This window comes from Chitinophaga ginsengisegetis, assembly GCF_900168065.1.
In the GTDB taxonomy this organism is placed as follows: Bacteria; Bacteroidota; Bacteroidia; order Chitinophagales; family Chitinophagaceae; genus Chitinophaga; species Chitinophaga ginsengisegetis.
This window is the reverse complement of record NZ_FUZZ01000004.1, coordinates 469,577-494,166: the sequence shown is the minus strand read 5'-3', so window position 1 is coordinate 494,166 and position 24,590 is coordinate 469,577. Positions and strand designations below refer to the sequence as shown.

Annotated in this window: 24 protein-coding genes; 11 read left to right on the top strand and 13 right to left on the bottom strand. The window is 45.7% G+C overall.

The window, feature by feature from the left end; all coding sequences use genetic code 11:
- Positions 1 to 36: 36 nt before the first annotated feature.
- Positions 37 to 1,191, top strand: a complete 1,155-nt coding sequence (locus B5Z18_RS24700) for a TlpA disulfide reductase family protein (protein ID WP_079472196.1) — start codon at positions 37 to 39, stop codon at positions 1,189 to 1,191.
- Between the two features lie 78 nt (positions 1,192 to 1,269).
- Here B5Z18_RS24700 and B5Z18_RS24695 read toward each other — a convergent pair whose 3' ends face one another.
- The 4 genes from B5Z18_RS24695 to B5Z18_RS24680 all read right to left on the bottom strand — a co-directional run bounded on the left by B5Z18_RS24695 (position 1,270) and on the right by B5Z18_RS24680 (position 7,789).
- Entirely contained in the window at positions 1,270 to 1,941 is a 672-nt protein-coding gene (locus tag B5Z18_RS24695; protein WP_079472195.1) for a hypothetical protein, read from the bottom strand.
- A gap of 50 nt (positions 1,942 to 1,991) precedes the next feature.
- A complete protein-coding gene (locus B5Z18_RS24690; protein ID WP_079472194.1) occupies positions 1,992 to 5,126 on the bottom strand; it encodes an AsmA family protein in 3,135 nt (1,044 codons plus the stop codon).
- A 127-nt stretch (positions 5,127 to 5,253) separates the two neighbouring features.
- A complete protein-coding gene (locus B5Z18_RS24685) occupies positions 5,254 to 6,594 on the bottom strand; it encodes an ankyrin repeat domain-containing protein (protein WP_079472193.1) in 1,341 nt (446 codons plus the stop codon).
- A gap of 4 nt (positions 6,595 to 6,598) precedes the next feature.
- Entirely contained in the window at positions 6,599 to 7,789 is a 1,191-nt protein-coding gene (locus B5Z18_RS24680; protein ID WP_079472192.1) for an ankyrin repeat domain-containing protein, read from the bottom strand.
- Positions 7,790 to 7,988: 199 nt separating this feature from the next.
- Here B5Z18_RS24680 and B5Z18_RS24675 point away from each other — a divergent pair, with 199 nt between their 5' ends.
- Positions 7,989 to 8,729: a peptidase associated/transthyretin-like domain-containing protein gene (locus B5Z18_RS24675; protein ID WP_143313681.1), complete on the top strand. Its 741-nt coding sequence runs from the start codon at positions 7,989 to 7,991 to the stop codon at positions 8,727 to 8,729.
- Positions 8,730 to 8,771: 42 nt separating this feature from the next.
- On the opposite strand, the gene B5Z18_RS24670 is transcribed toward B5Z18_RS24675, so the two are convergent.
- Positions 8,772 to 11,057, bottom strand: a complete 2,286-nt coding sequence (locus B5Z18_RS24670) for a glycosyl hydrolase family 95 catalytic domain-containing protein (protein ID WP_079472190.1) — start codon at positions 11,055 to 11,057, stop codon at positions 8,772 to 8,774.
- A 108-nt stretch (positions 11,058 to 11,165) separates the two neighbouring features.
- Positions 11,166 to 11,591 (bottom strand): acyl-CoA thioesterase, encoded by a 426-nt coding sequence (locus tag B5Z18_RS24665; RefSeq protein WP_079472189.1) that lies wholly within the window; start codon positions 11,589 to 11,591, stop codon positions 11,166 to 11,168.
- Between the two features lie 86 nt (positions 11,592 to 11,677).
- On the opposite strand from B5Z18_RS24665, the gene B5Z18_RS24660 reads away from it, so the two are divergent.
- A complete protein-coding gene (locus tag B5Z18_RS24660; RefSeq protein WP_143313680.1) occupies positions 11,678 to 12,952 on the top strand; it encodes a hypothetical protein in 1,275 nt (424 codons plus the stop codon).
- Between the two features lie 97 nt (positions 12,953 to 13,049).
- On the opposite strand, the gene B5Z18_RS24655 is transcribed toward B5Z18_RS24660, so the two are convergent.
- From B5Z18_RS24655 to B5Z18_RS24640, 4 genes are all read right to left on the bottom strand, one after another.
- Positions 13,050 to 13,571 carry an SRPBCC family protein gene (locus tag B5Z18_RS24655; RefSeq protein ID WP_079472187.1) on the bottom strand — a complete coding sequence of 174 codons (522 nt, stop codon included), beginning with the start codon at positions 13,569 to 13,571 and terminating at the stop codon, positions 13,050 to 13,052.
- Positions 13,572 to 13,601: 30 nt separating this feature from the next.
- Positions 13,602 to 14,069 carry an SRPBCC family protein gene (locus B5Z18_RS24650; protein WP_200817337.1) on the bottom strand — a complete coding sequence of 156 codons (468 nt, stop codon included), beginning with the start codon at positions 14,067 to 14,069 and terminating at the stop codon, positions 13,602 to 13,604.
- A gap of 28 nt (positions 14,070 to 14,097) precedes the next feature.
- Positions 14,098 to 14,415 (bottom strand): ArsR/SmtB family transcription factor, encoded by a 318-nt coding sequence (locus B5Z18_RS24645; protein ID WP_079472186.1) that lies wholly within the window; start codon positions 14,413 to 14,415, stop codon positions 14,098 to 14,100.
- A gap of 146 nt (positions 14,416 to 14,561) precedes the next feature.
- A complete protein-coding gene (locus tag B5Z18_RS24640; RefSeq protein WP_079472185.1) occupies positions 14,562 to 15,242 on the bottom strand; it encodes a hypothetical protein in 681 nt (226 codons plus the stop codon).
- Between the two features lie 361 nt (positions 15,243 to 15,603).
- Here B5Z18_RS24640 and B5Z18_RS24635 point away from each other — a divergent pair, with 361 nt between their 5' ends.
- From B5Z18_RS24635 to B5Z18_RS24625, 4 genes are all read left to right on the top strand, one after another.
- A complete protein-coding gene (locus B5Z18_RS24635) occupies positions 15,604 to 16,203 on the top strand; it encodes an FMN-dependent NADH-azoreductase (protein WP_079472184.1) in 600 nt (199 codons plus the stop codon).
- A 124-nt stretch (positions 16,204 to 16,327) separates the two neighbouring features.
- Positions 16,328 to 16,498 carry a hypothetical protein gene (locus B5Z18_RS32590; protein ID WP_159454415.1) on the top strand — a complete coding sequence of 57 codons (171 nt, stop codon included), beginning with the start codon at positions 16,328 to 16,330 and terminating at the stop codon, positions 16,496 to 16,498.
- A gap of 82 nt (positions 16,499 to 16,580) precedes the next feature.
- Positions 16,581 to 17,240, top strand: coding sequence for a carboxymuconolactone decarboxylase family protein (locus B5Z18_RS24630; RefSeq protein ID WP_079472183.1), 660 nt, complete (start codon positions 16,581 to 16,583; stop codon positions 17,238 to 17,240).
- A gap of 17 nt (positions 17,241 to 17,257) precedes the next feature.
- Complete coding sequence (locus tag B5Z18_RS24625; RefSeq protein WP_079472182.1) at positions 17,258 to 17,680, top strand: putative quinol monooxygenase; 423 nt, start codon at positions 17,258 to 17,260, stop codon at positions 17,678 to 17,680.
- A 66-nt stretch (positions 17,681 to 17,746) separates the two neighbouring features.
- On the opposite strand, the gene B5Z18_RS24620 is transcribed toward B5Z18_RS24625, so the two are convergent.
- Positions 17,747 to 18,469 (bottom strand): SDR family oxidoreductase, encoded by a 723-nt coding sequence (locus B5Z18_RS24620; RefSeq protein ID WP_079472181.1) that lies wholly within the window; start codon positions 18,467 to 18,469, stop codon positions 17,747 to 17,749.
- 264 nt (positions 18,470 to 18,733) lie between these two features.
- Here B5Z18_RS24620 and B5Z18_RS24615 point away from each other — a divergent pair, with 264 nt between their 5' ends.
- Positions 18,734 to 19,633, top strand: a complete 900-nt coding sequence (locus tag B5Z18_RS24615; protein ID WP_079472180.1) for a helix-turn-helix domain-containing protein — start codon at positions 18,734 to 18,736, stop codon at positions 19,631 to 19,633.
- An 82-nt stretch (positions 19,634 to 19,715) separates the two neighbouring features.
- On the opposite strand, the gene B5Z18_RS24610 is transcribed toward B5Z18_RS24615, so the two are convergent.
- Both B5Z18_RS24610 and B5Z18_RS24605 read right to left on the bottom strand, forming a co-directional pair.
- On the bottom strand, positions 19,716 to 20,660 hold the full coding sequence (locus tag B5Z18_RS24610; protein WP_079472179.1) for an NAD(P)-dependent alcohol dehydrogenase: 945 nt from the start codon (positions 20,658 to 20,660) through the stop codon (positions 19,716 to 19,718).
- A gap of 169 nt (positions 20,661 to 20,829) precedes the next feature.
- On the bottom strand, positions 20,830 to 21,408 hold the full coding sequence (locus B5Z18_RS24605) for a Crp/Fnr family transcriptional regulator (RefSeq protein ID WP_079472178.1): 579 nt from the start codon (positions 21,406 to 21,408) through the stop codon (positions 20,830 to 20,832).
- 226 nt (positions 21,409 to 21,634) lie between these two features.
- Here B5Z18_RS24605 and B5Z18_RS24600 point away from each other — a divergent pair, with 226 nt between their 5' ends.
- The 3 genes from B5Z18_RS24600 to B5Z18_RS24590 all read left to right on the top strand — a co-directional run bounded on the left by B5Z18_RS24600 (position 21,635) and on the right by B5Z18_RS24590 (position 24,586).
- Positions 21,635 to 22,216, top strand: coding sequence for an ASCH domain-containing protein (locus tag B5Z18_RS24600; RefSeq protein WP_143313679.1), 582 nt, complete (start codon positions 21,635 to 21,637; stop codon positions 22,214 to 22,216).
- A gap of 479 nt (positions 22,217 to 22,695) precedes the next feature.
- Positions 22,696 to 23,247, top strand: coding sequence for a Pvc16 family protein (locus B5Z18_RS24595; RefSeq protein ID WP_200817336.1), 552 nt, complete (start codon positions 22,696 to 22,698; stop codon positions 23,245 to 23,247).
- A gap of 7 nt (positions 23,248 to 23,254) precedes the next feature.
- Complete coding sequence (locus B5Z18_RS24590; RefSeq protein ID WP_079472175.1) at positions 23,255 to 24,586, top strand: hypothetical protein; 1,332 nt, start codon at positions 23,255 to 23,257, stop codon at positions 24,584 to 24,586.
- The last annotated feature ends 4 nt before the right edge of the window (positions 24,587 to 24,590 follow it).

Genomic DNA, 24,590 nt, shown 5'->3' with positions numbered 1-24,590 from the left:
ACTACCGGTTACCTATAAACGTTAAAATGCAATCCTATGCGTAAATTATTATTGTTGCTTATCGGTGTATATCCCCTTTCACTCCAGGCCCAGGATCACTTTGAGCTGAACGGAAAGGTAGATGGTTTGCATAATGGCGACAAAATTTATCTTGTTTATCAGGTGGAAGATCAACGGATCACAGATTCCACCATGGTGACAGATGGCCGCTTTGTTTTCAGGGGAAAACTGGAATACCCGGTTTACACCAGTTTATTCCTTAATCAAAATCCCTATGTGCAGCGACTGGCAGCCGGCCAGCAAATGGACTACGTGAGGCTATACCTGGAACCCGCCACCTTTACCGTGGAATCCCGTGATTCACTGAAGAACATTGTGATCAAAGGCTCGCCTGTAAACGATCAGCAGGCTGTGCTTCGGTCCATGCTGAAAAAAAACGATGAACAGTTTGCCGCGCTGACAAAAGAATTTGAAGCGCTGCCGGAAGCTCAACAGAAAGACAAAAAAGTATATGATGCTTTCGTAGCGCGCGAAAACCAGCTGCTTACGGAGTCGTACCAGATTCACCTGGAGTTTGCCCAAAAGCACCCGGCATCTTATCTCAGCTTGGTGAGTCTTACCCAGGCAGCCGCCCATCCGGGAATGGCCGCAGCAGCAGGGAAGGCATATGAAGGCCTGGTCCCTCATCTGAAAAATTCTCCCCTGGGAAAAAGAATCCCGGTGTTACTCGCCTCCAGGGCAAATACAGAAATGGGCAAACTGGCTCCCGACTTTACACAGTACGCTCCCGATGGCAAAGCCGTGAAGCTCTCCTCGTTCAGGGGCAACTATGTATTGCTTGATTTCTGGGCCAGCTGGTGTGGCCCCTGCCGGAAAGAAAACCCCAACGTACTGAAAGCCTACAATAAATACAAAGAGAAAGGGTTTACTGTATTGGGCGTATCGCTGGACATGCCCGGCCAGAAAGACGCCTGGCTGAAGGCAATAGAAACTGATCAGCTGACCTGGCCACAGGTGTCGGATCTCAAAGGGTGGGATAACGTGGTGGCGCAACAATACGGCATCCGCTCCATTCCTGCTAATTTCCTGATTGATCCCTCCGGTAAAATCATTGCGCAAAATCTCCGGGAAGATCACCTCCAGGAAGAACTTGCACGGATCTTTAAAGAGAACAAGCAAGGCAGTTTATAATTGAACAATTACTGTCCGGAAGCGGACAGTAATTGCGATTTAAATAGTTATAGATACCTGGTTAGCAGGTAAGTTTATTTATTTACTGTGATTGTATGCCTGTACTACCATTTCAATCTCATCGTCCGTATAGTCGTGACTGTTAATGAAATCAACAATACCAGGCTTGTCAGATAGGAACGCGGCGATTTCCTTCCGAAACTGTTTTGCCTTTTTGGGGACTTCCTGAACAACATCTGAATTTTTCTTCTTCAGCATATAGCGGGATGTTGCTACCCGCGGCGGGCCGCCTGCCACAGAACTGGTGCCTACACTTATTCCGGGAGCAACCGCGGTGCTAAAGCCTGGTTTGGATTTTTCAAAATAAACAAGATATAAGTTCAGGTTTCCGGCAATACGCAATTCAGCAAAGCATTTGGATAATTTCCTGTTTGTCAGCCCGGCAGGGATTTTTACATTTGAAAGTGTTTCGAAATCTGCCTTGTCTCCATCTTCGTGAAATCCGATGCACTCATCGGCGGTGATGGTAACCGCTTTAGCTGTCAATGATTCTTTAAACCGGAAATAGCCTGGCTGCAGAAAGGTGTATTTAATAAGCCCGCTTATCTTTGTGGAATCAGGCAGGTAGTAATAGCCGGTGCTGTAATAGCTTTCGTTGTTTTCCAGGAATTTCTGCGCAAAACTGGCGCTGCTGCATAATTCCAATGCCAGGGTCATGGCACAGCAGATAAAAAGATATAAACGTTTCATGGTATAGATATTCGGGCGGCAAGGTAGTAATACTTTTTGCCACCGGAAAATCAATTTTGCGTCTCATCAGGATCGGCCGTTTCGTCGAGGTTATCTTTTCCGGAACCCCTGCGTAGCTGCACTTTTGGATTGCTCTGCGTGCCGGTAACGTTGAAGGGTATACCGAAGATGCCAAACGGCGGCAGTCCGAGGCGGCCCTTCAGGTTCAGTTTTCCGTCAAGACTAACCTGTCCCTCAAAGCGGGGGCGGAAGCCGGCTACCCGCATTTTTGTTCTGGCAATGGTGATGATATTATTATTGATGGTCGACTTAATATCTATTTTAGAGAGGTCGGGATCTTTCACATCATCTTTGCCGGTGGAGCTGCTCACGGCATTGAACAGTTTAAAGCCTTTCATCTTTATTTTCTTTACTGACAGTACGCCTTCTCCTTTCAGGGAAGGGTACACCGGGTGCATGTTTTCATCCAGCTTGCCGCTAAGCTGGTAATCGAGCCCCACTATGCCGCTGGCACTGGCGGCGGAAGAGGCGATATCATGAAAGATCTTTATTTCGTTGTATGCCCGTTTTATATCAAATTCTTTTGCGTTGATGTGATAGTCGAACGTGGCTTTCTTAGGCTGAATACTTACATACGTGGCTTCCATTTCTACCGGTGCGCCAATAATAGAGAAGCCCGTTTTGCTCAGGCGTACTTTGTTGCTGTCTACATTAAGCTGCCCGCGGAAGCTGTCGATGGCGATGCCCTGGAAGTTTATTTTATTCACGGCTGCATTCAGTACCAGCGCCAGGTTGGCGGGTACCATTACAACGCCGCTGGGCGTAGTGGCGGGTTTGCCGGCGGTTTTCGTGTCGCCGTTCACCATCAGTTCATCCACCAGGATGTAGTTGCTTTTCAGATCGAATGTACCATGCAGCGTTTGATTTTTCAGCGTAGCATAACCGATTACATTACTGAGAAAGCCATTCAGTGTAATAACCGATTTGCCATAGCTGGCATTAAACTGATCGAACCACATTTTGTCCTGGTCGAAACGGAAAACACCGTTTTTAATATTGAATGGCAGCGGGAATAGTTCGGCGGTTAGAATAATGTTCTTTACCACCAGCGAGCCTTTATTGTTTAATTTACTGTACCTGCCGGCGGTGGCGTCGCTTTGCGTGCCGCGCAGCGAGAGGTCGGTTTTTATAAAGCCCTGTACATCGTAGCCTTGTAATGCAAACACCTTATATATTTTGCCGAGGTCGATGATACCGTTGGAAGTAATATTATACCGGAGATCATCAAAGTTATTGAGATCGGCCTTTAGCATGAAGGGTTGTCCTTCAAACTCAAAGGCTACCGGTTTGAGATCTACCTGTAAGGAACGCATGGTGCCGGTGGTATTGGTAATGGTGGCATCCACATTTATTTTCTGAATAGGATGGGGGTAGTATTTCGTTTGTACGGTACCGTTATTCATGGCCAGTTTGGCGGTGGTAACGGGAAACAGTCTTTTTGCCGGTACATAACTGCCTTTGGTGACGATGTTGATATTCAGATCGCCGGTCACATCCAGGCTGTCCATTTTATAAAACTGTTTGATATCGCCGAGGTGCAGTACAGACGCGAGCTGTGCATCAACCACCGGTTCCTGGGCATTGTGAAGCCGGAAGAAACCTTTGATATAGTTACTCAGCATATCCGCATTGATGTCGGCAATGTTGAGGTACGTATGTGCGTAGTCGTTATCCGGGCAGCCGGCGTCCACATTGAAGCTGATATTATTGAGCGCCTGCGGCATGGAGGTAAATTTGAAGTAGCCATTCCGCAGGGTGGATTTCAGGCTGAATGCGGGAACACTGGTGATCACCGTATCCGCCTGCTTGCGGAAGCCGCGGTATACAACGCCTTTGGCATACCTGCCATCGGCCTGCAGGTGCGCCTGCAGCCTGCCTTTCATGTCGAAAGATTGTCCGCCTATTGCCTTGTTCCATTTTTCCAGGTCGATGTCGGTATTCAGCTTTACGTGAATGTCGGGTGTGGTAAGTCCCTGTACACGGATCACGGAGCTGAAATAATCTTTATCAATATTAAAGAAGATAGAATCCACATTGATATAAAGACTATCCATATTGAGTTGTGGCAGTCTCGACTGGAAATTGAGGAAGAGGTGCTTTATGGGTGCAGGGGCTTTATCGTTGGTGATGACACCTTCCCTTACTTTCATATTGAAGGTTACATCGGGCATGGTGTTGGTTTCCGCGATGTATTGCCCGATCAGGCTGGCATTCACATCGGCAGTTCCCTGTATGTCTGTTTTATCCATCCAGGTAACGTATTCCGCGGGGAGTGCGCTGAAAATGGCATGCAGGCTGGATTCCATCGAACTAAGGCGAAAATCCATCCGGTAGCCGTTTTTCAGGAATCCGAAGGAGCCGTTTAGTCGTACCGGCAGCTCATTCAGCTTCAGGTCATTCTTCTCAAAAATCAGGTCAAGGGAGTTGGTGTTGATCTTGGTGATCAGTTCTCCGTTTAATTTCTTCGACAGGATATAGGAGGTCCCCGCATAGGTAAGATCAAAGGCGCCGATGCGTACCCGTGAGTGCAGGTCGAACTGTGCTTTGCTCAGATCGCCTTTACCGGTATAGTTCACATCTTTGGCCTGGATGTACATGGGCAGCGACTGGTCGTCATAAATGATGTTGCAGTTTTCCAGCTGTATGCGTTCTATTTTCAGGGAGGCGCTGCCGCTGTCGGCCTTGCTGGCGGCGGTGGCTGGCGCGGATTTGTATACATTATAATTGGGATGCCCTTCCGCATCTACCAGTACATGGATATCTCCCCGGGTCAGGTAAATTTCATCGATGTTAATGGCGCTGGAAAAGATGCTGGAAAGGTTCACGCCGAGTGCCACCTCGTTGGCGGCTATCAGGGTATCCTGTTTAAAAGGAGCGGCGCCCTTTAAGCTAAAATCGTAAAGGGTAAGCGTCAGCGAGGGGAAGTGGTTGAAAAACGACAGCCGCGCGCGGGAGAAGTTCAGGTCCCCGGTAATACTGTTATTCGTCCATGTTTTTATTTTATTGGAGATGGCCGTTGGAAAAAGAACGGGGAGCAAGAACAATAAAAGAAAGATTGCAGCAATTGATATTGAAATAATTTTCAATGTCTTTATAGCTGTTTTTTTTACGAAAGCATTGCGCATAGCGTTCCGGAGATATATAGCGGTTATGGTTACGCGCTAAAGGTAGTTATTTTTTATGAGCCCGCTTAAATTGGGCGATGGTCCGGAAACAACAGGCGCTCCTGGTGGAAGGAGCGCCGGAATGGAATTACCCTTTTAATATCTTCGCCTTCTCTTCGTCAAATTCAGCGACAGAAAGAATGCCTGCATCCAGCAGCTCTTTCAGATCCAGTAAGGCTTGTTTCTTATCTGCCATGCTTTTCCCGGCAGGCGCACTGGCCGGAGTTGCCTCGTTTTTCGGGACTTTTGCTTCGGGAGAATTATAACTGAGCAACAGGGCGGCAATTTCATTATAGCCTTTTATGGAGGCGTAATCAATGGCCTTTTGTTCTTTAGTATTAACAACAGATACATCTGCATGTTGTTCCAGCAGGTATTTCACGATATCCTTTTTACCATTGGAAGCGGCGTAATGCAGGGCGGTATTCCCTGATTCATCCTGGATATTTACATTGGCCCCGCGTTCCAGCAACAGCTTTACCATGCTGAGATGGCCATTTTTAGCGGCTACATGTAACAGGCTTTCGCCACCGTAGCTATAGGTGTGATTGAGGGTAAAGGCGCTGTCCATAGAAAGACTGGAAGCGCTTTCCACCCAATCCAGGTAGCTGTTCATACTGGCGGTATCTGCGGAGAGCGGCTGACTGAAATTAACATCAATGCCCTTATCCAGGAAGAGGGTGACAATCTCTTTTTGATTATTGGCGCAGGCGTACCAGATCGGGGAAAGACCATTTTTAGAAGTGATCAGCACATCGGCGCCATGCTGTACAAGCAGGTTGGTGAGCGCCCGGTTGGTATCATAGCAGGCGATCAGCAGTGCCGATTCCCCCGCGTGATTGGTATGGTTTACGTTGGCATTATTCTGAATCAGCGCATCGGCCATTGCCAGGTTTTTGGACCGCACCGCCACTATGAGGGGGCTGTCGCCGGCTTTATTGGTAGTATTCACATCCGCGCCATGATCAATGAGCGTTTGCACCACTTCTTTATTGCGCCAGGCAGAGGCAATGAGCAAAGGCGTTTCGGCCTGGTTGTTTTCCAGGTCAACAGTAACGCCTTTTTCCAGGAGTTTTTCTACCAGTTCCTTCTGACCGGTTTTAGCAGTGAGGTGTAACAGGCTGTTTCCCTGGAGATCGTTGATATCAATGCGGGCGCCTTTTTCCAGCAGGAACAGCGCGGTTTGTTTTTGTTTTTGCAGACAGGAAAAGTAAAAGGGTGTTTCGCCATTATGATCTTCGTAGTCGAGATCCGCACCGGCGTCCAGTAACAGCTTTGCAATATCCAGGTAACCGTGATGCGCAGCGTAATGCAGGGCAGTCCTTCCTTTCTCATCGGTATAGGCAACATCTACCTCGTTGTTGGCAAGTAAAATTTCTGCTATTTTACGTTTGCCACTTTCACAGGCAATAATAAAAGACATGGACATGGTACTACGCTTTATTTTTTAAAAGTAACTCTACTGTTTTTGATTTCAGGTTATCCTGACCGGCAAGGTCTATTGGCCGCTGATCGAGATCGTTGGTGGCATTTACATCTGCCCCGTGTTCTATCAGCAGTTTTGCCTTGCGGTAAAGTTGCCTGGCCGCTTCCTGTTCATAGTTTACATTGTAGGCGCATACTTTATGAAGAAGGGTATTGCCTTCGTTATCCCGGCGGTCAATTTCTATCGCACCTGTTTCCAGCACTGCCTGTAAAACATCCGCGGCGTGTTCCGCGATCCAGTCCAGCGCTGCTTTGTCTTTTGCATAGTAGGGAGAGGTCTGGTAAATATCGGCGCCGTCGCGGATCAATGCTTTCAGCAGCTGTACTTCCGATGGAGAGCCTTGTCTGCGCATACGCATAGCGCCGCAAAAAACGGTTTCCCCGTTTTTGTTGGCAATATCGAAATCCACGGGAGCATAGGCGGCCAGCTTTTCATACCGTTCTGCATTACACACCTGGTGTACAATGGCCGCATAGAAAGCTGTTTCGCCGTCCTTTCCCGGCTGATTCAGGTCTGCGCCGTTTTGCAGGAGCAGGTCTATATATTTTTCCTGCCATTTACTGATGGCCAGATGCAGCGGCGTTTCCTGTACAATATTTCCTGCATTGGGGTCTAATCCTTCGCCGATAAGATATTCCAGGTAAGCCACGCCTTTATCTTCCTTGATGGCATACTCGCGGACGATCTTATACAGGTAGTTTTGATCGTAATTATCTTTGTAATGAACATTACAGCCAGCGGCTACCAGTATTTTAATATGTTCAATGGGAGCGGAGTTGTCAAAGGCAACGCTTAACAGTGTTTTATCCTGGAGGGCATCGTTAATATTATCCAGTTTTCCAACGAAGGAAGTAAGAAAGTCCAGGTCTGCCGGCTCAGTGCCCAGGTATCTGAACAGGCTGGGGAAGATCGTCTCATCAAATTTTTCATACTCGTAAATATCCGTTTCTATGATCCGGTCTTTTACCAGGGTATCGATGAGTTCAAAGGCTTTAGCCCTGATGAGTGTATCATAGATTTGTTTTTTGTCGTAAGATGAAAGGTCTTTGGGTAATTTTTCACCTTGATCGATCCGTTCTTTTGCTGCTGACAGGTTGCCTCTTTTCAGCGCATCTGTCAGTGGGTTTACTTCGTACATAAGCCTGGTTTACTTTTTTTTGGGTGCTTTGGGTCAATTTTCCTGCCAAATATACGATAGGATTGCTAATAGCAAAGCATGGCAACCTGCATCATTAAAACATAGAAAATTGTTAATAATTGAGGCTACGCTTGCTTATGTTTCTATCCTGTCTTAGATTGAGATGGAAATGAGCAAATTTTTACAAAGGATATTTATATTGATAGTATTCGTCTCGCTTCACCTGGTGTCCACCGGGCAGGTGCGGGTTCGCGGTACTGTATACGACCGTACGGCCCGTTTCGGGATGGCGGGTGTAAGTGTGAAGAGCAATTCCGGGGCCGGTACTGTTACTGATTCCGCGGGTCATTACACCATTATATTGCCTGTCAGTGATTCCATCAGTTTCTCTTACCAGGGGAAAGCCACTATGAAATTTGCCGTAAAAGAGATCCCGGTTAACCGCACGTTCGACATGAGCCTGCATGTAGATATTCATTCTTTACGTGAAGTAGAAGTATCCGCCGCGCGGCCGCGCAGCTACGGGCAGGATTCCGCGGAGTTCCGAAACGAATACCGCAAAGTGTTCGACTATTCGCCGGAGTACCTTACCAGTGGCGGCAGTGGAATGGGCGCCGGCATTAACCTGGATGCGCTATTCAGCATGAAAAAAATTAAGCGGATGGAAAACTTCAGGCGCTTCCTGGAACGGGAAGAACGCGAGAAGTACATCGATCACCGTTTTAATAAAGCACTGGTACAGAAGATCACCGGGCTGCAATCGCCGGCGCTGGAGGTTTTCATGGTAGAATACAGGCCCAGCTATGAACTGCTGCTGAGTTTTGAAACAGAATACCTGTATTATAAATATCTCAAAGAGTGTGGTAAATATTTTTCCGAGAAATGGGAAATAGAACATCCGGTTAACAAAAGCCGCAGGAATAATATCCTTTTTCAATGATGGGCTACCGCTAACATTGTTAGCCGTAGCCCTGCAACTATCTTACTCATATCCATTCTTCAGCACCAGCACCGCTCCGGGAACAGCCGTGAGGGAAAGGAATCCATCTTCCGTACTATTTATTACAAATCCTTTATTGCTGGCAGCAAAGAAAGTTTTAAACGGCAGCTTTAAGCGGGTTTGTCCGCCTTTTTCCGCAACAATTTTTACTTCATCCACCTGTCCGCCATCTTTCCTTGCACTTACCAGGAAAGCGCCTTCTGTGCGCAATTGCTCAAATGATACATTATTCCATGCGGCTGGTATGGCGGGCATGATCTCTATAAAGCCGGCATAGCTTTGCAGCAGCATCTCCTGGAGTCCTGCGGCAAAGGCAAAGTTACCTTCCAGCGTAAAAGGGCGGTACTGGAATTTCGACAATCCTGATTTGGTTTGGTCGCCGTTCAGGTGAAAACTGTTCACAGAGCAGAAGGCGCGGGCAAAGGTCTGAAGGTCTTTCGCCGCACCGGCGCCGTCTTTCGCGCGTGCTTTGATATTGCCCATCCACGCGTAGGAGTAGCCGCACCAGTAATCCGGCCCGATACTGTCCGCCAGGTGAATCGTGTTTTTGATGATCGTTTGTGCTTTGGCGCCATCTTCCCATTTGATCAGCCCCAGCGGATGAATGGCCATCATGTGGGAGAAGTGGCGGTGCGACTGATTATACGCCATACTCGGCGCAAACATCAGTTCATTGCCGGGAGAGAGGGCGAAGTCGCCAAACTCCGAAAGTATGTTATTCCAGTGCGCGGCCTCGCTGCTCAATCCCAGTATAGTGGCCAGTTCTGCGGCTTTGCTGAAAGTGAATTTCATCAGCGCCAGGTCGTAGTTGGTATTTTGCAGGAACCAGGCATCCAGGCTATTATCGTTTATTTCGGGGCTTGAACTTATCTTCAGTTTGCGGTGTCCGTTGTTGTCTTTAACGGTAATATTTTCCAGGAACGAGGCGGCTCCTTTTATCCAGGGGTAGGCTTTTGTTTTCAGGAATTGCTTATCCATGCTGTAACGCCATTGTAGGTAGTAGTGCTGGGCCAGCCACGACGAAACGGTAGGAGAGAGCGAGTACTGGATCCATCCGCCCATTTCAGTGCCATCCAGCGTGGTAACACCTGGTACAGCAAGACCGTCTGCTCCAAAATACATTTTGGTATAACGTTGATAATTTGCTTTGTTGGCTTCGAGGTGATTAATATATCCCATTGCTTCTTCGAGGTGATTGGCGCTGTAGGAGGGCCAGTAACTGAGCTGGGTGTTGAGATCGTGGTGGTAGTCGCCTTTCCAGGGCGCAATGCGGCCGTTGTCGGCGGTCCATACGGCCTGGAGGGAAATGGGCGGCGCATTTTTTCTGGCGGCGGAGCCAAACTTATATTGTTCGAGGTACCATTGTTTTTCGAGTAAGGTATCCGGCACATGAATAGCAGATTGATGCCAGAAATGTTGCCACCAGCTGCTATGCGTTGCCAGTTCTTTGTTGAAATCATTGGCAGCGGCTTTGGCGGTTACCTTTGCGGCGAGTTCATTAACCGGTTTGCCGGGATATTGTGAGGAAATACTCCACACGCCTTCTATAGTAGTAGCGTTTATTTTTTTCCAGCGTACATTGATTTCATATTTAAATCCGCCCCAGCCTTCCTGCTGATAGGTAATGCTGTTGCCGGTTTTCCGGATGCTGCCTTGTTTGTAGCCGAGCCTGGACAGGTCGTCGCCGCCCACCGGATCCGCTACATTTTTCACCGCGCCCTGGTATTGAGGCGCCAGCAGTTGCGGTGCAAAATCAGCGTTTACATTTTCAAAACGAAACCATCCCAGCGGCTTTACGGCGTCTACAAAAGTTTTCATGCGTGCGCCGCCGGCCCATGTTACTTCACATACTGCGTTGGAAAGGGTAAGATGAACAGATTGTACGGCGCCCCAGTTCCTGGTATCAAATTCCAGCGCACCTCCCGGTATTTTTGAAGGCGCGGCTTCCTGGTCGTAGGGTGCATCGAGGTATTGCTGAACGGGTTTGTAGTCTTTTTTATTAACCTGGTCTATCACCCATTGGTAGCTGAATTCTTTGCGATGCAGTCCTTTCATGGGGCGCATGTCCCAGAGGTCGGCCCTGTCCAGCGAAAGTCTCAGGTGATCATCTTTTTGCCAGATGAGCGCACCCAGCAAACCATTGCCAAGTGGTATGGCTTCATCCCAGCGGGTGGCCAGTTGACTAAATTGCAGATCATGTTGGGAAGATTGGCCGGCGCTGGTTAATGCCAGCAGCGAAAGCGACAGTGCCGCAAGGAGTTTGTTCATCTGTTCTGTTTAATAATAGGATACTATAGCACAAACAATTTAATACTTTAAACTAAAAAAGCAAAGCGCCATCGTTATGAAGGCGCTTTGCTTTTTATATCTCCAGGTTTACACTTCCGAGCTATCGATCACCGGTGCGCCTGCTATTTTCTCTATAACAGCTGCCGGTAAATAAGGGCGGCCTCCGGATGCCGGGATACAGGTGCCTGTAAAAACCGCTTTGGTCATCACCTTTCCATTGAGAAGGATCGATTGCTTGAAATGCAGTCGCGGCCCGCCGGACGGATCCGCAAACAACGTACAGGTAACCGTGAACTGATCTCCCTTTTTCAGTGATCTTAAAAACTGGATCTTATAACCTGATAAAACCATATAAACACCATTCCTGGCCTGCTCCTCAAAATCAAAACCGAGTATTTCGCGGATATAGTCGTGCCGGCAATACTCCATATAGAACGGATAATACAGTCCATCCATAATATCCTGTACATCGATATGCTCTTCTTTTGCAACGTATTCCTTTGTGTATTCCATTATCTGTTTAAATTTGGTTATTTTACAACAGCGCATCAACGCGCTGTTACACGCCCAAAATAGTATTAAATTGTGAATCATAAATAATGATGACCATATTGAAACTGAAATTCTTTTTACTCATTGTGTTGTTAACCACCATCCTCAACACTGCCGGCGCGCAAACTGATAAATGGACCGGCATCTGGAAGGCAGCCCTTCACCCCTGGGGGAACCGGACACCTATCACCATGCAACTGCATATTGGCGAGGCGCAGCAAGGCGTATTGTACCCTGCGGTGATCACCTTACAATACGGGGAGTTTACCGGTATTTATGAACTACTGCTCGCAAAGAAAAACGACGGGCAGTTAGGAATAGGCCGCAACAAATATCCGTTGAAGGAAACGCCGTATAAGCTCGGCATCTGGATGTGGTACCTCAATGGTACCATGAATTACAAGGATAACAGTATTTCCCTGAGCCGCATGTGGATCAACAAAGCCAGCTTCTGGATGCGCGGATTAGATGACGACGATGAAATTTATGAACAATCAAAAGTAGCTTTGCGCGACTTCCTGTACCGCGGGGATTTTAAACTGACAAAAGCCGGGAATAAGCCACTGCCCGATTCCAGCGTGCAGCGGATCATGCATCCTGAAACCTACCAGATTTATTTTGGTATTTACGACAGCATTGTGGCGAAAGACAGTGAGATTCCCCTGGAGATAGAAGACCAGGAGAAATATGATGAAGATACCATTACGCTGCTCCACAACGGCAACACGATCTTTGCCAGGGAGCAGATCAATGATCATAACCGTCACCTGAAAGCACGGCTGGACACCGGCCGGAACTACTTTGTTCTTTTTGCAGATAACTACGGCGGGCTTCCGCCCAATACCGGCAGGATTCGTACTACCATTAACGGTAGACCGTACGGATTTGATTTCAGCGACCGCTCCAATGCCTGGGCCACCTTCCTGGTAGCAAATATTTATCGCGCTGCTGCTGATAACAATACAGACACCATTACCAGTAACGTGATCAAAAGAACAGCGGTACCTGTAGCCACTATACCGGTTCGCACCGCCGATATTATCCTGGAACTGAAAGATACGCGCATACAGGACGGCGACAGCATTTCCCTGCGGTTAAACGGCCAGTGGGTAGTTACAGGCTTTCCCGTAAAAAAAGCCGTACAGCAAATTGCTATCCGGCTGCAGCCCGGTGAGAACATACTATTGTTTACTGCCGATAACCTGGGCTCCATTCCACCAAACACGGCGGAGTTACGTATACGGTTTGGGAAAGAATCAAAAACGCTGAACCTTAGCACCGATATGAAAAGGAATAATGAGATCCGGCTGGTGCTGGAGTAAAAGGTGAACGGCACAGAAACGCAGCCGTTCACCGGGAGTGGTGGCTACGCCACGCTGCTTCAGATCAGCGATATGAAGCGCGGGCGAAGATGGAAGTCTACACCATATCAGCATATATTGCGGCCAGCCTGGTGTGTGTACTCCAGAACGGGGGAGGTGTGACGCCTTCGAGGTTGGCGATTAAAATATCCAGGTGTGTATGCCATCCACCGCCCACGCTGCTGCGGGTTTTTACGTCGTCGGCCAGTTTGCGGTGCGTAAGCGTTAATAACACGCGGTCATCTTTCTCAGATAACTCCATTGTAACTTCCGATCCGCCTTCCCAGGTGAATGCCAGCAGGCGTGGTGGTTCCACCTTTAATATCTTGCCTGTAAAATGATGACCATCTTTCATGTCGCGGTATTTTTCAGGAATAGTATCAGGAAGCGGACTAAGCTCCTGGTGAAGAAAATGCAGATGAACACTGCCGCCTTCAAATAAGTCCATTTGCCCGCTGGCAAGCCACTTGCCGCGCTTTTCGGATTCAGTAAGATAGGCCCATACTCTTTCAATAGGGCCGGGCAAACTGCGTTCAAAACGAATGGTGCCGGGAGAGAGGATCTGTCCTGTTTTTTCCATGTCCTTTAATTTAGAAGGGTGATAATTATTTTAGTGTGTAGCTACACCTTTTGGAAATTTATCTGCGATGAGGTTCAGGTTAATATTATGTTCCAGGTAGGCTTTCAGGCCATCGAGTACCGTGGTGAATCCGCCGGTGTTGTCGTTGATTGCACGCAGCAGTTCATCACCGGTTTTAGTGAAACCATAATTTTTAATAACCACATAAGTGGAATGATCATCTACTGCCTGGAAGTGGAAGTCGATAGTGGTAGGAGGTTCGTTCCAGGTTACTGTTATCTTTTTGTTGGGTATGATTTCCTTTACTTCTACTTTGGCAGATACCTGGTACATCTCCCATTCCCAGGTAATTGTTTTTCCCACCGCCAGTTTATCGCTGCCTTTTGTGAACCAGAAATGCCTGGTAACATCGGGGTCAATAAAGGCATTGAATACTATTGATACCGGTTTGCGTATCAGCATCTGGGCTTCTACCCAGGGTGTTTCATGGCTTGCCATTGTGTAATATTTTAGGATGAATAAACAGCTATGATTCGGGTTCGTCCAATAGTTGCTCCAGTTTATCAAGCCGGCTGGTCCAGAACCGGCGGTATTGTGCGGCCCACTGTTCCACTTCTTCCAATGCTTTAAAACTGGCGGTACAATGTCTTTCTCTTCCTTGTTTTACAATGATCACCAGTCCGCATTCCGTGAGGATGCGCATATGTTTTGATATGGCCGGCTGGCTCATGTTGAAGTTATCCGCTACCGTGTTGAGGGTAAGCGTTTGCTGGGCCAGCAAACCAATAATAGCGCGTCTTGTCGGGTCTGCGATCGCCTGGAACACATCTCTTCTTGCTTTCATTCCGGTATAATTAAAATACTAAACCATTTGGTTTAGTAAAAGTATATATAACCATTCGGCTTAGCAAATATTTTTTTCAGGGGAGGGGTAGGGGCACAAAAAAAGGTGGCTGTAAAGCCACCTTTCATTTTTCAGTTGTGTTTATTTTATTGTTGCAGGAAATGACCCAGTGTATTCGTAAATGCGCTGCGTCCGCCGCTTTCAGGGGCCGACTTTTCAGCTACCTTTGGTGAGGTACCGTCTTCATCAAAGCCGATACGGCCAGTACCTTCCTGGATAAAGATGCCGCTGCCGCCACGACTGTTATCAATATTGATAATGGCTACCCGTACGTTTTTCAGGTCGTTTCCTTCTTTGGTACCGGTAAAAACCAGGGCGAATACAGCAGAGTAAGTACCATTTACGGCTTTCACTTTGCCATATACTGTAAAGTTGTTACCGGAGCCGGAAATAGCGGTGGCAATGCTGGTATCGGCGTAGCTCAGGAAATTTTTACCGGTGAGCTTAATGCTGTAATCTGTTGTACTCTGCTCGGAGAAAGTTACCAATGCATCACTGAAATACGAGCCTGGCCGGTCGCCCGGAACATTACTGCTATCCAGTTTATGCGGTGCGATCTTGTAGGTGCCTTCTACATTCGGTGGATTCACGCCCTCATGAACATTCAGTCCCAATAGTTTTAAAGTGTCAAGATATTTCTGCGGAATGATGTCCGCAATTTTCTTTGTCAGGATTTCTTCATTGCTTGGGCCTTTTGCTTTTTCGTCCTTACTGCAGGAAAACAAAACAACGGAAATCAGGAAGCTAAAAATAAGTATACGTTTCATAATTAAGATGATGGTTCCACCTGCAAAATTACCGGGTGCCTGTTTATATTAAAATACCCGGAAGCAGGTATTTTTTAATTCCGTGGTAAAGAGGCAGGCGGCTTTGCTATAATGTAAAACGCAACGGAAACGCTGAACTACCTGAACAGTGTATCACTCGCGTGAAGGCCTTTTTTTCCAGCTTAGTTTTATTGCTTCGCATAATTTCCTGTCTATGCCGGGCGTCTGGTAAAATCTTCCCGGAAATTCTTGCTGTGGGCGGCTGCACTAACCCAAAGGTTACTGGTAACCTTTAGCATACTCCGGGTAAAGCGAATGCAAAGATGGATAGTTTTGCAATATCATCATCAGTAAAAAAAATATGAAAAAGATACTGGAAATAGTTTCGAGCGCAAGGGGTGCTGCATCCAACAGCACACAACTGAGCAGCGCCATCATCGAAAAATTAAAGACACAATATCCCGGCAGCACGGTAACCCAACGGGATCTCGTAAAGAAAAAATATCCGCACCTGGAAGAGTCACATCTCACGGCTTTTTTCGCTCCTCCGCAAAACGAAAGTGAAGCCTATAAAACGGCCATACAACACTCTGATGAAGCCATCGCTGAACTGGAAGCTGCAGACATTATTGTGATCGGTGTGCCTATTTATAATTTTAACATCCCCTCTGCGCTGAAAGCCTGGATTGATCATATTGTGCGTGCCGGCAGAACATTCAGTTACGGTGCGGGTCGTCCCGAAGGGTTATTGAAAAACAAAAAGGTATACCTGGCCATTGCATCCGGTGGTGTTTTTTCTGAAGGGCCGATGAAGGCAATGGATTATGCAGAACCTTATCTGAAATGGATCCTTGGATTTATTGGAGTACACGACGTTACCACTTTCCGGGTGGAAGGAGTGAGTTTGCCGGAGTTGCGCGAAACTGCATTGCAAAAAGGATTGGAGAGTGTAGTTGTCTGATTAAAAAAAATAATGAAAAATACGGCCGGCAGTTATTCCATCTGCCGGTCTTTTTTTGTGAAGGTGATAACAACTATGTACCTGCTTTGGTTTGATTGAAGTAAATTTATTTAAAATTAACTGCATGCTGTTTAAGCAGGAACACCTGGAAGGAATCAGTTCGGGAAAAGTATCGCTCGCTTTCCGTAAATGGAAGAAGCGGGCGGTGAACAAAGGCAGCCTGATCAATACCGGTATAACATCACAACCAGGAATAATGGTAAGTATTACAGGAGTCTGTATAACCACAGGCTAATATTTCCTCCCGAGCTTTGTATTACTCAGCTAAAGCTGGATGAAACTTTGGAATACTTCTGATAACAATTACAGGTCTTACTATGAATATACAGCAAAACCACGAATTTAATCCACACCACAAGCATATCGTATTAATTGCCGCCTTTACTGCAACCGGTAATATGGCACGATTGAAGAATGCCCTGAATGCAGGCCTTGATACAGGATTGACCATCAATCAGATCAGGGAAGAATTGGTACAGTTATATGCTTACTGTGGTTTTCCGCGTAGCCTTAATGGCATTACCATGTTTATGTCAGTACTGGAGAAACGGAAATCCGAGGGTATTCAGGACCCGGAAGGACAGTTACCGGTTACAGTCACCGGTACAAATGAAAACAAATACGAGATGGGCAGGAAAATGCTGGAAACCTTAACAGGCAGACCGGTGAGTGGTCAGCTCACCGGGGCCAATGCTTTTGCGCCCGGTATTGATGCTTTTTTGAAAGAGCACCTGTTTGCCGACATCTTCGGACGGGGCGTACTAACTTATCAGGAGCGGGAATTGGCAACGATTGCGGTACTCGCGAGCCTGCCCGGACTGGAAGCGCAGTTACAGGCACATTTAGGCATGGGTATGACTGTAGGGCTTACGGAAGGACAACTGGAACAAGTTTTTGGCTTACTGGAAAACAACATCGGGAAACAGCAGGCAGATGCCGGCCGTACAGTACTGACTAAGCTCAAAGCCACTAAATAAAGATTAACACTGCATCTATGAAAATCAGCAATCATGTTTACAGAAAAACAGTTCAGGCATCGTTAAGGATACTTGGCTGTTACGGGATGTTATTTCTTTCTGTTCAATATGCCCAGGCACAAACAGATAAGCGGATGATCCGTCTTGCCAAAATTGAAGTGGATCCGGCACAACTCAATGATTATAACGCAGCGCTGAGAAAACAGATGCAAACCGCTGTCCGCCTGGAACCTGGCGTATTGACCTATTACGCAGTCGCCGACAAAAAAGCCCCCTGGAGAATAACTATACTGGAAATCTACGCTGACAGCGCAGCCTATCAAAAACATATTGCAACACCCCACTTTAAAGAGTACAAGACTACCGTGCAAAACATGGTAAGAAAACTGGAACTGACAGATGTTAACCTCATCGGAAGTGCAAAACAGCCAGAATTATAATATCGTTAAGTCCGCTGGGTAAAGGTTTTCTGACTGGCAAGATTAGGCATGCCGGTTGAATTAACCTTATGGGTTCATTCTTTTGAACATTCCCTGTATTTCAGTTGGTGTTGCTTTCGATAGCATCTCGCTATATCCAAAAGTTAATTCATTTTTGCCTTCTTCCAGTTGTTGAAATATTGCCTTAATAAAATCATCTACAGAAGGGTGCTCGCTGTGCAGTCCTTTGCCGCCCAGATCAGTGTTGAGGGCAGGTGGGATCAATTCAATGATCTCTATATTTCTTGATTTCAGCAAATGCCTCAGTGAAATGGTAAAGGAGTGGAAAAAAGATTTTGTGGCGCAATAAACGGGAACTTTTGTAAGCGGCACAAATGCCAATCCGGAAGTTACATTTATGACAGTGTCCAATGATTTGAGTTCGACGAAGAGTGAAGTCAGGTGTAACGGAGCTAAAACATTTATCTGAATTTCACTTTTCGCTTTATCATAAAAACTTTTATCTGAAATATCCATCCAGTTTTGAATACCTGCATTGTTTACCAATACGTTCAAGTCACTGTGATGTTCAGCAATCCAGTTATAAAGCTCCGTACGCCCGGATTCCTCCGATAAGTCACAAACCTTTGTGATTACTGCCGGGAATTTGTCAGACACTTCTCTTAGTGCTTCCTTCCTTCTTCCACAAATAATAACCTGGTTATTTTCCTTAATAAATCTTTCAGTCAATCCCAGACCGATGCCGGTAGCTCCACCGGTGATTAAAATTTTGTTGTTTGATAATTTCATTGGGTTGTTTATATTTAATATTCCTTAAAGAATTCTATTCATTATTCCGAAGTATTTTTTAGAAAGCCCCTTATCAATTCTTATCACTTCACCCAATACTATACTTTTTAACCGGCGCCATACAAAGTAGAACGAAGTTCTTCATATTTTTACATCAGGTTGTTATACAGATTCCTGTTTCTCTTACCATTATGTCTGTTCAGGCATAGTTCTGAAGGAATTTTTGAAATACTTAATCTAATTTTACTTCAAATAACCGAAGTCATGGGTAAACCTCTCAGAATTGAAAGTGTGGCTCAGGTCAATAACGACCGGGGGCAGAAGACCCTGCATCCCCTGGTAAGCGTTCTTGATCAGTCGCTGTCGACGCCTGTAAAAGAAGCACGTTATATTACCGATGTATACATGATCTTTTTAAAGGATGAGAAATGCGGGGAGTTAAAATATGGCCGTAATCATTATGATTACGAAGAGGGAACACTTCTTTTTATTGCACCCGGACAGGTATTCGGATTTGAAGAAAGCGAAAACATGATACAGCCATCAGGATGGGCATTAGTCTTTCATCCCGATTTAATCCGTGGCACCCACCTCGGCAAATGCATTAACGAATACAGTTTTTTCTCTTACAGTGCAAATGAAGCACTTCATGTGTCGGATGCAGAGAGGGGAATTGTGTTGGAGTGTTTTAACAAGATACGATATGAATTAGCTCACACTATTGATAAGCACAGCAGGACTTTAATCGTAAGTAACATCGAGATGTTCCTGAATTATTGCGTTCGGTTTTATGACCGGCAGTTTCTCACAAGAGAACATATTCATAAAGATGTATTGACCGGATTTGAAGGATTACTGAACAACTACTTTCAATCAGAAAACCTACAAACCCTGGGATTGCCTTCCGTTTCGTATTGTGCGGCACAGCTCAATCTATCTCCCAAATATTTCGGAGATCTGGTAAAGAAAGAAACCGGAAAATCAGCGCTGGAGTACATACAGCTAAAACTGATTGATGCTGCGAAAGAACAGATACTTGATATAAGCAAATCGGTAAGCGAGGTTGCTTATAAGCTTGGCTTTAAGTATCCCTCACATTTTACCCGTTTCTTTAAACAGCATGTCGGGCATTCACCCAATGAATACCGGAATTCATTGAGTTGACTGATAGACGCATGAGGCCACAGGACTTTGTTTCCCGAGGCCCGGGCATGTCAAAAGAAATTTAACAAGTAAACAAATATTTTTAAGATAAGATATTAAAAACGACTTTACCTAAAGCTCCCTCTTTGATGATAGTTTTATAAGCTTCCTTATAATCTGACATAGGGTAGGTCTTGCTAATGTGGATATCGATACCTTTTAATGCATCACTTGCTAATCGATTCAAACTTTCTGTATCTGATTTCATTAATAGAATTTTATACTTCTTTCCTGATACAATATTATTTGAAAATGAGTGCACAAAATTCCATAGCGAAGGAATGACGGTAATATAAGTTGATTCCGGCTTCATCAACTTTTTAACTTTCCTGAAAGGTAATTTTGCAGAGAGTTCAATGATAACATCAAACTGCTTTCTTAAATTCGTCACCTCTTCTTTGTTGTAATCAATCACATAATCACTACCCCATTTTTTTAACAGATGATGTCCTTTTGCGCTTGACACAGCCGTAACAATCGCTCCCTGGCTTTTAGCAATCTGTATAGCAAACATACCTACTCCGGCAGATGCGCCATTTATCAAAATTTCCTTCCCTTTGATGCTGTTAACGTTTTTAGTGAGCATTTGTAAAGCTGATTGACCGGCCGTTGGTATTGCAGCAGCGTGCTCAAATGACAGATTCGCTGGCTTCCTGGCAATTTCTTTTTCATTCACCAGGATGTATTCTCCAAGAACACCCTCTTTAAAAGGATTTATTACGCCAAATACGTCGTCTCCTGCTTTAAATTTTTGGATGCCCTGGCCTATACTTTCTATTGTGCCGGAGAAGTCGCAGCCAACAGATTTTGGGAATTTCTTACCTGACACCAGTTTTACTTCACCCATTAAAATCTTCCAGTCAAGAGGATTAATAGAAACGGCCTTTACTTTAATCAAAATTTGCTCCTTATCGGGAATTGGCTTATTTACTTCCACAGCATGTAAATCGTCGACACTACCGTATTTGTCATAGACTATTCTCTTCATAGATTCAGTATTTTTCTTAGTAATTTATTATTCAAAAAGATGATCAGATCACCATGGATTATAACGACCTGCTTACAAAGCGCAGGAACATTGATAACATTGAGATGATCGTTTCCCGCTGTAAAATTACCGGAACTGTAATTGAATGCTGTTGACTTGAATCAACAAATCATAGGTGGGCAACTCTTTTTCTAACTCTGCTAAGCGTTTCTTTCCGCATACCAAGGAAGTTTGCAATATAGTGCTGTGGAACACGTAGCAATAAGGAGGATCTTTCATTAAGAATTTCCAGGTATAACACTTCAGGTGATGCCGATTTAATGCGGTTGAAATTTTTCATTACCGCGGCATTTTGAGAAAAACTGTTCTGAATAGTGTAGTGCTGAATCCAGGGCGTCTTTGCAGCATTACACATATCATCGCCTGTTATACACAATAACTCGCAATCTTCAAGTGCCTGTAGGTTCATGTCTGTCGGCTTTTGCGTAATCATACTTTCGACCTGGCCAACCCATGTATTTTCCTCATAAAATTGGAAAATTTGCTCATTGCCCTGGGTATCGACGAAATATTCACGCAAGCAACCTTTTAAAATAAACGACCAATACCTGGGAACTTTACCCGCTATATAATGGAGCTCACCTTTTTTTAAATGAACCGGTTTAAGGAGATTAAAAAAGCGCTCAAACTCATCTCTGGATATTTGGACATAAGAGCAGATATGAGTATAAAGTATATCACTGTTCATTTTAATCAAGGTTTGTAAAGCACTTCGTGTATCAAATTTGAAATGGGATAATTCGCTTCAAATTTTACTTGAATCTACAACAAGTATTTTCGCGGGGACTTATTACTCGCCTTAGTCAGGAATAATGGTAAATGAAACAGGAATAAGTATAAGTGTTGCCCAGGAAATCACCTCCACCTTTAAATGTTTTGGTTTGATTGAAGTAAATTTATATAAAATTAACCGCATGCTGTTTAAGGAGGAACACCTGGAAGGAATCAGTTCGGGAAAAGTATCGCTGGCTTTCCGTAAATGGAAGAAGCCGGCAGTGAATAAAGGCAGCCTGATCAATACCAGTATTGGTGTGGTAGCCATTACTGATATCACGGAGTGTGGTATCAATCAGCTTTCGGAAGCAGATGCGATGGCTGCCGGTTATAAGAACCTGGCAGCGCTGCATGCAACGCTCAATAAAATGCCGGAAGGCATCCTGTATAAAATCCGTGTGCGCTATCACTCAGAAGATCCCCGGATCAAACTGCGTGAACAAACATCCCTGACAACAGATGCTATTACTGCACTTACTGCGAAACTGGCGCGCCTGGACCAGTACAGTACACAAGGCAATTGGACTGCCGCCGTACTGGAAGCAATCCGCAAACATCCCTGTCTGAAAGCCGCAGCGCTGGCAGAATTGCTTGGAAAGGAAAAAGACTGGCTGAAGGGGAATATCCGGAAACTAAAGAACCTGGGACTTACTATCAGTCAAACGGAAGGCTATACCTTATCGCCTTTGGGAGAGGAGTATTTACACTCGTCGAAAAAATGATAAGCTGTTTTTATTCGTTTGCATATAGATACCGGAAAATTTTAAGGCAAGAATTTGTGTTATATGAAAATTACGTACTTATACGTAGGATATGGTAGATAGGAATCATAACTTAACTGAAATAAAAGTGCAGGGATTGTTTGCCTGTAATGCTTAATGGTGGCTTATTTATAAGGAATAGTAAATGTAGTTTACCAGCAATCCGGGTGCGTATTTTCCGCAGGATGATTTTTAAAAGAGAATAATTTCAGAAGATGTGCTGAAGATGCTTACTGGTATTGTGTTCTGTGATGTGTTGCCGAAAAATACAGTTGCGTGAAAATTACATCTTAAAAAAATATTTATTTCCGAATTAAAAAATGTTCTTTAACTTAGTTAACAAGAACGTTTTGAAAGACATAGAAGAGACAGGTAATTGAAACCCCAAATTTACTGAACCCCAAACCCCTTCGTCATTCGTGATAAGTAATGCGCTTACATTGATACGTGATCATTTGCAGGCATTCTTTGCACTCAGAGGATTCCCTGCCAATAGTGTGATCGTTGAAAACATTGGTTTGCTGGAAACAACGCATGCCAATAACTTCAATGGTAACGTTATTATCTCCCTTGTAAATGTGGAAGAGGAGAGTACGCTTAAAAACAGCAAGGCGTATACCACCTGGCCGGATAACCGCGCCCGGTACCAGCATCCGCCGGTATACCTCAACCTGTACGTACTATTCACTGCCGTGCTTTTTGGAGATGCCACACACGACTACTATGAAGAAGCCCTGCACCGGCTATCGGCTGTGATCAGTTTTTTTCAGGCACAGAAAACCTTTAAGAATGCCGATGGCTCGCTGGACCTCACCCTGGAATTGTACACACTTACATTTGAACAGATTAACCACCTGTGGGCATCACTCGGCGGACGCCAGGTCCCTTTTGTGATGTATAAGGTACGACTCGTTGCTATCACGGAAAACGCTGTACTCAGAGTAGTACCGCTGATAGAGGAAATCGAAGACACACAACACCCTACTTCTTAAAGTTTTTATGTCTGTTATTTACAAGATATTGTTTGAAGTGCAGTTGCTGCACGAATACTATCTGCAAAACAGTAAAGGGATTTCCTTTTTTGAGCAGACCACCGATCAGCAACGTGCAGATTTCCTGATGGAAAAGCTGCGGCAGGACCAGTACCGGCTACTCCGCGACTGGGACATTCAGCCGCTGCCGGCCACCGCTGTGCTGATGAAAAACTATCACCTCCGGTTACTGCCCACTGCTACAGGTTTCAAAGGAGCCATAGAAGTAAAGAAGGTAATGCAGGGTACCACACTCGCATACACACCCTTTGTGCAGATCCCCCCGGATACGGCCTTCCGGTTTGCAATTGTACCGCGGAATGCCGGCGCACTGGCCTTTACCAGCATGCGGATGCGCCGCGCACTACCGGCGCAGTACTATTTCTCCAACGACAACACCGATAACATAAAAACATTTCCATCGCTTTCCGTTCCGGTGCCCGTAAATGATAACACCCGGCAATACGAACAGGGAGAACTGGCTAAAGTAGGCGCCGATGTATCGGAGTACCTCAACAAACCCGGTACACCCGCCAACGATCCTTCGCAGTGGCGCAAGATCAAAGGCAACGGATTTGTACATGAAGGCGACCGGTTGTTACTGCCTTTCTCTTTCCAGTATTTTTTCCCGCCCACCGCATCGGTGACCGCCGGAGCTGCTGTGCTGGAAAGCATTTCAGGCAATACGTCTTTACAACAATCTTTTACGTCCACCAGTATTTTATCACAGGTAAAACTGGATTTCTCCGGGCCGCTGCCGGATAAAACCCTGCCCGACGATGGCTGGTATAACCTCAAAGTAACCGGCGACAATAACTTCACGGCGCAACACCTGGTGTATGTAAGTCGTAGTGAAATGTACAGGGCAGGCAACATCGGAGTAGTGGACCTCCGCGTAAATACAGCCGGTGGCGACTTTGCCATGCTGGATGCCGATGGCACCCTCAAAACAAAACTGCAACAGAACGGTACGAAAATTCCGCATACGATTTATGAATTGCGCTTCAGAAGCAGGAATTCCTACTGGCGCTATTCACCCCAACACGGGCAAACGCTGGTGTTCAGTAACCACGCCAACACACTGCTCTCCGTAGCAGACGGCAACGGGGCTCGTACCACTAAAGAGCCCTGGCCATTTTCTTTTAATAACCGGTTGTTCCCCGTTACAGAAAACAATATCACTAACTACGAACAACTGTTACCAAATCCACGTGGACTTTCCATTACCAGTGATGCCGATCAGCGGCTGTACGCGGATGTGGTAGTGCTGCTCTCAAAAATATTTCCGCAAGGGCCTTAAGTTC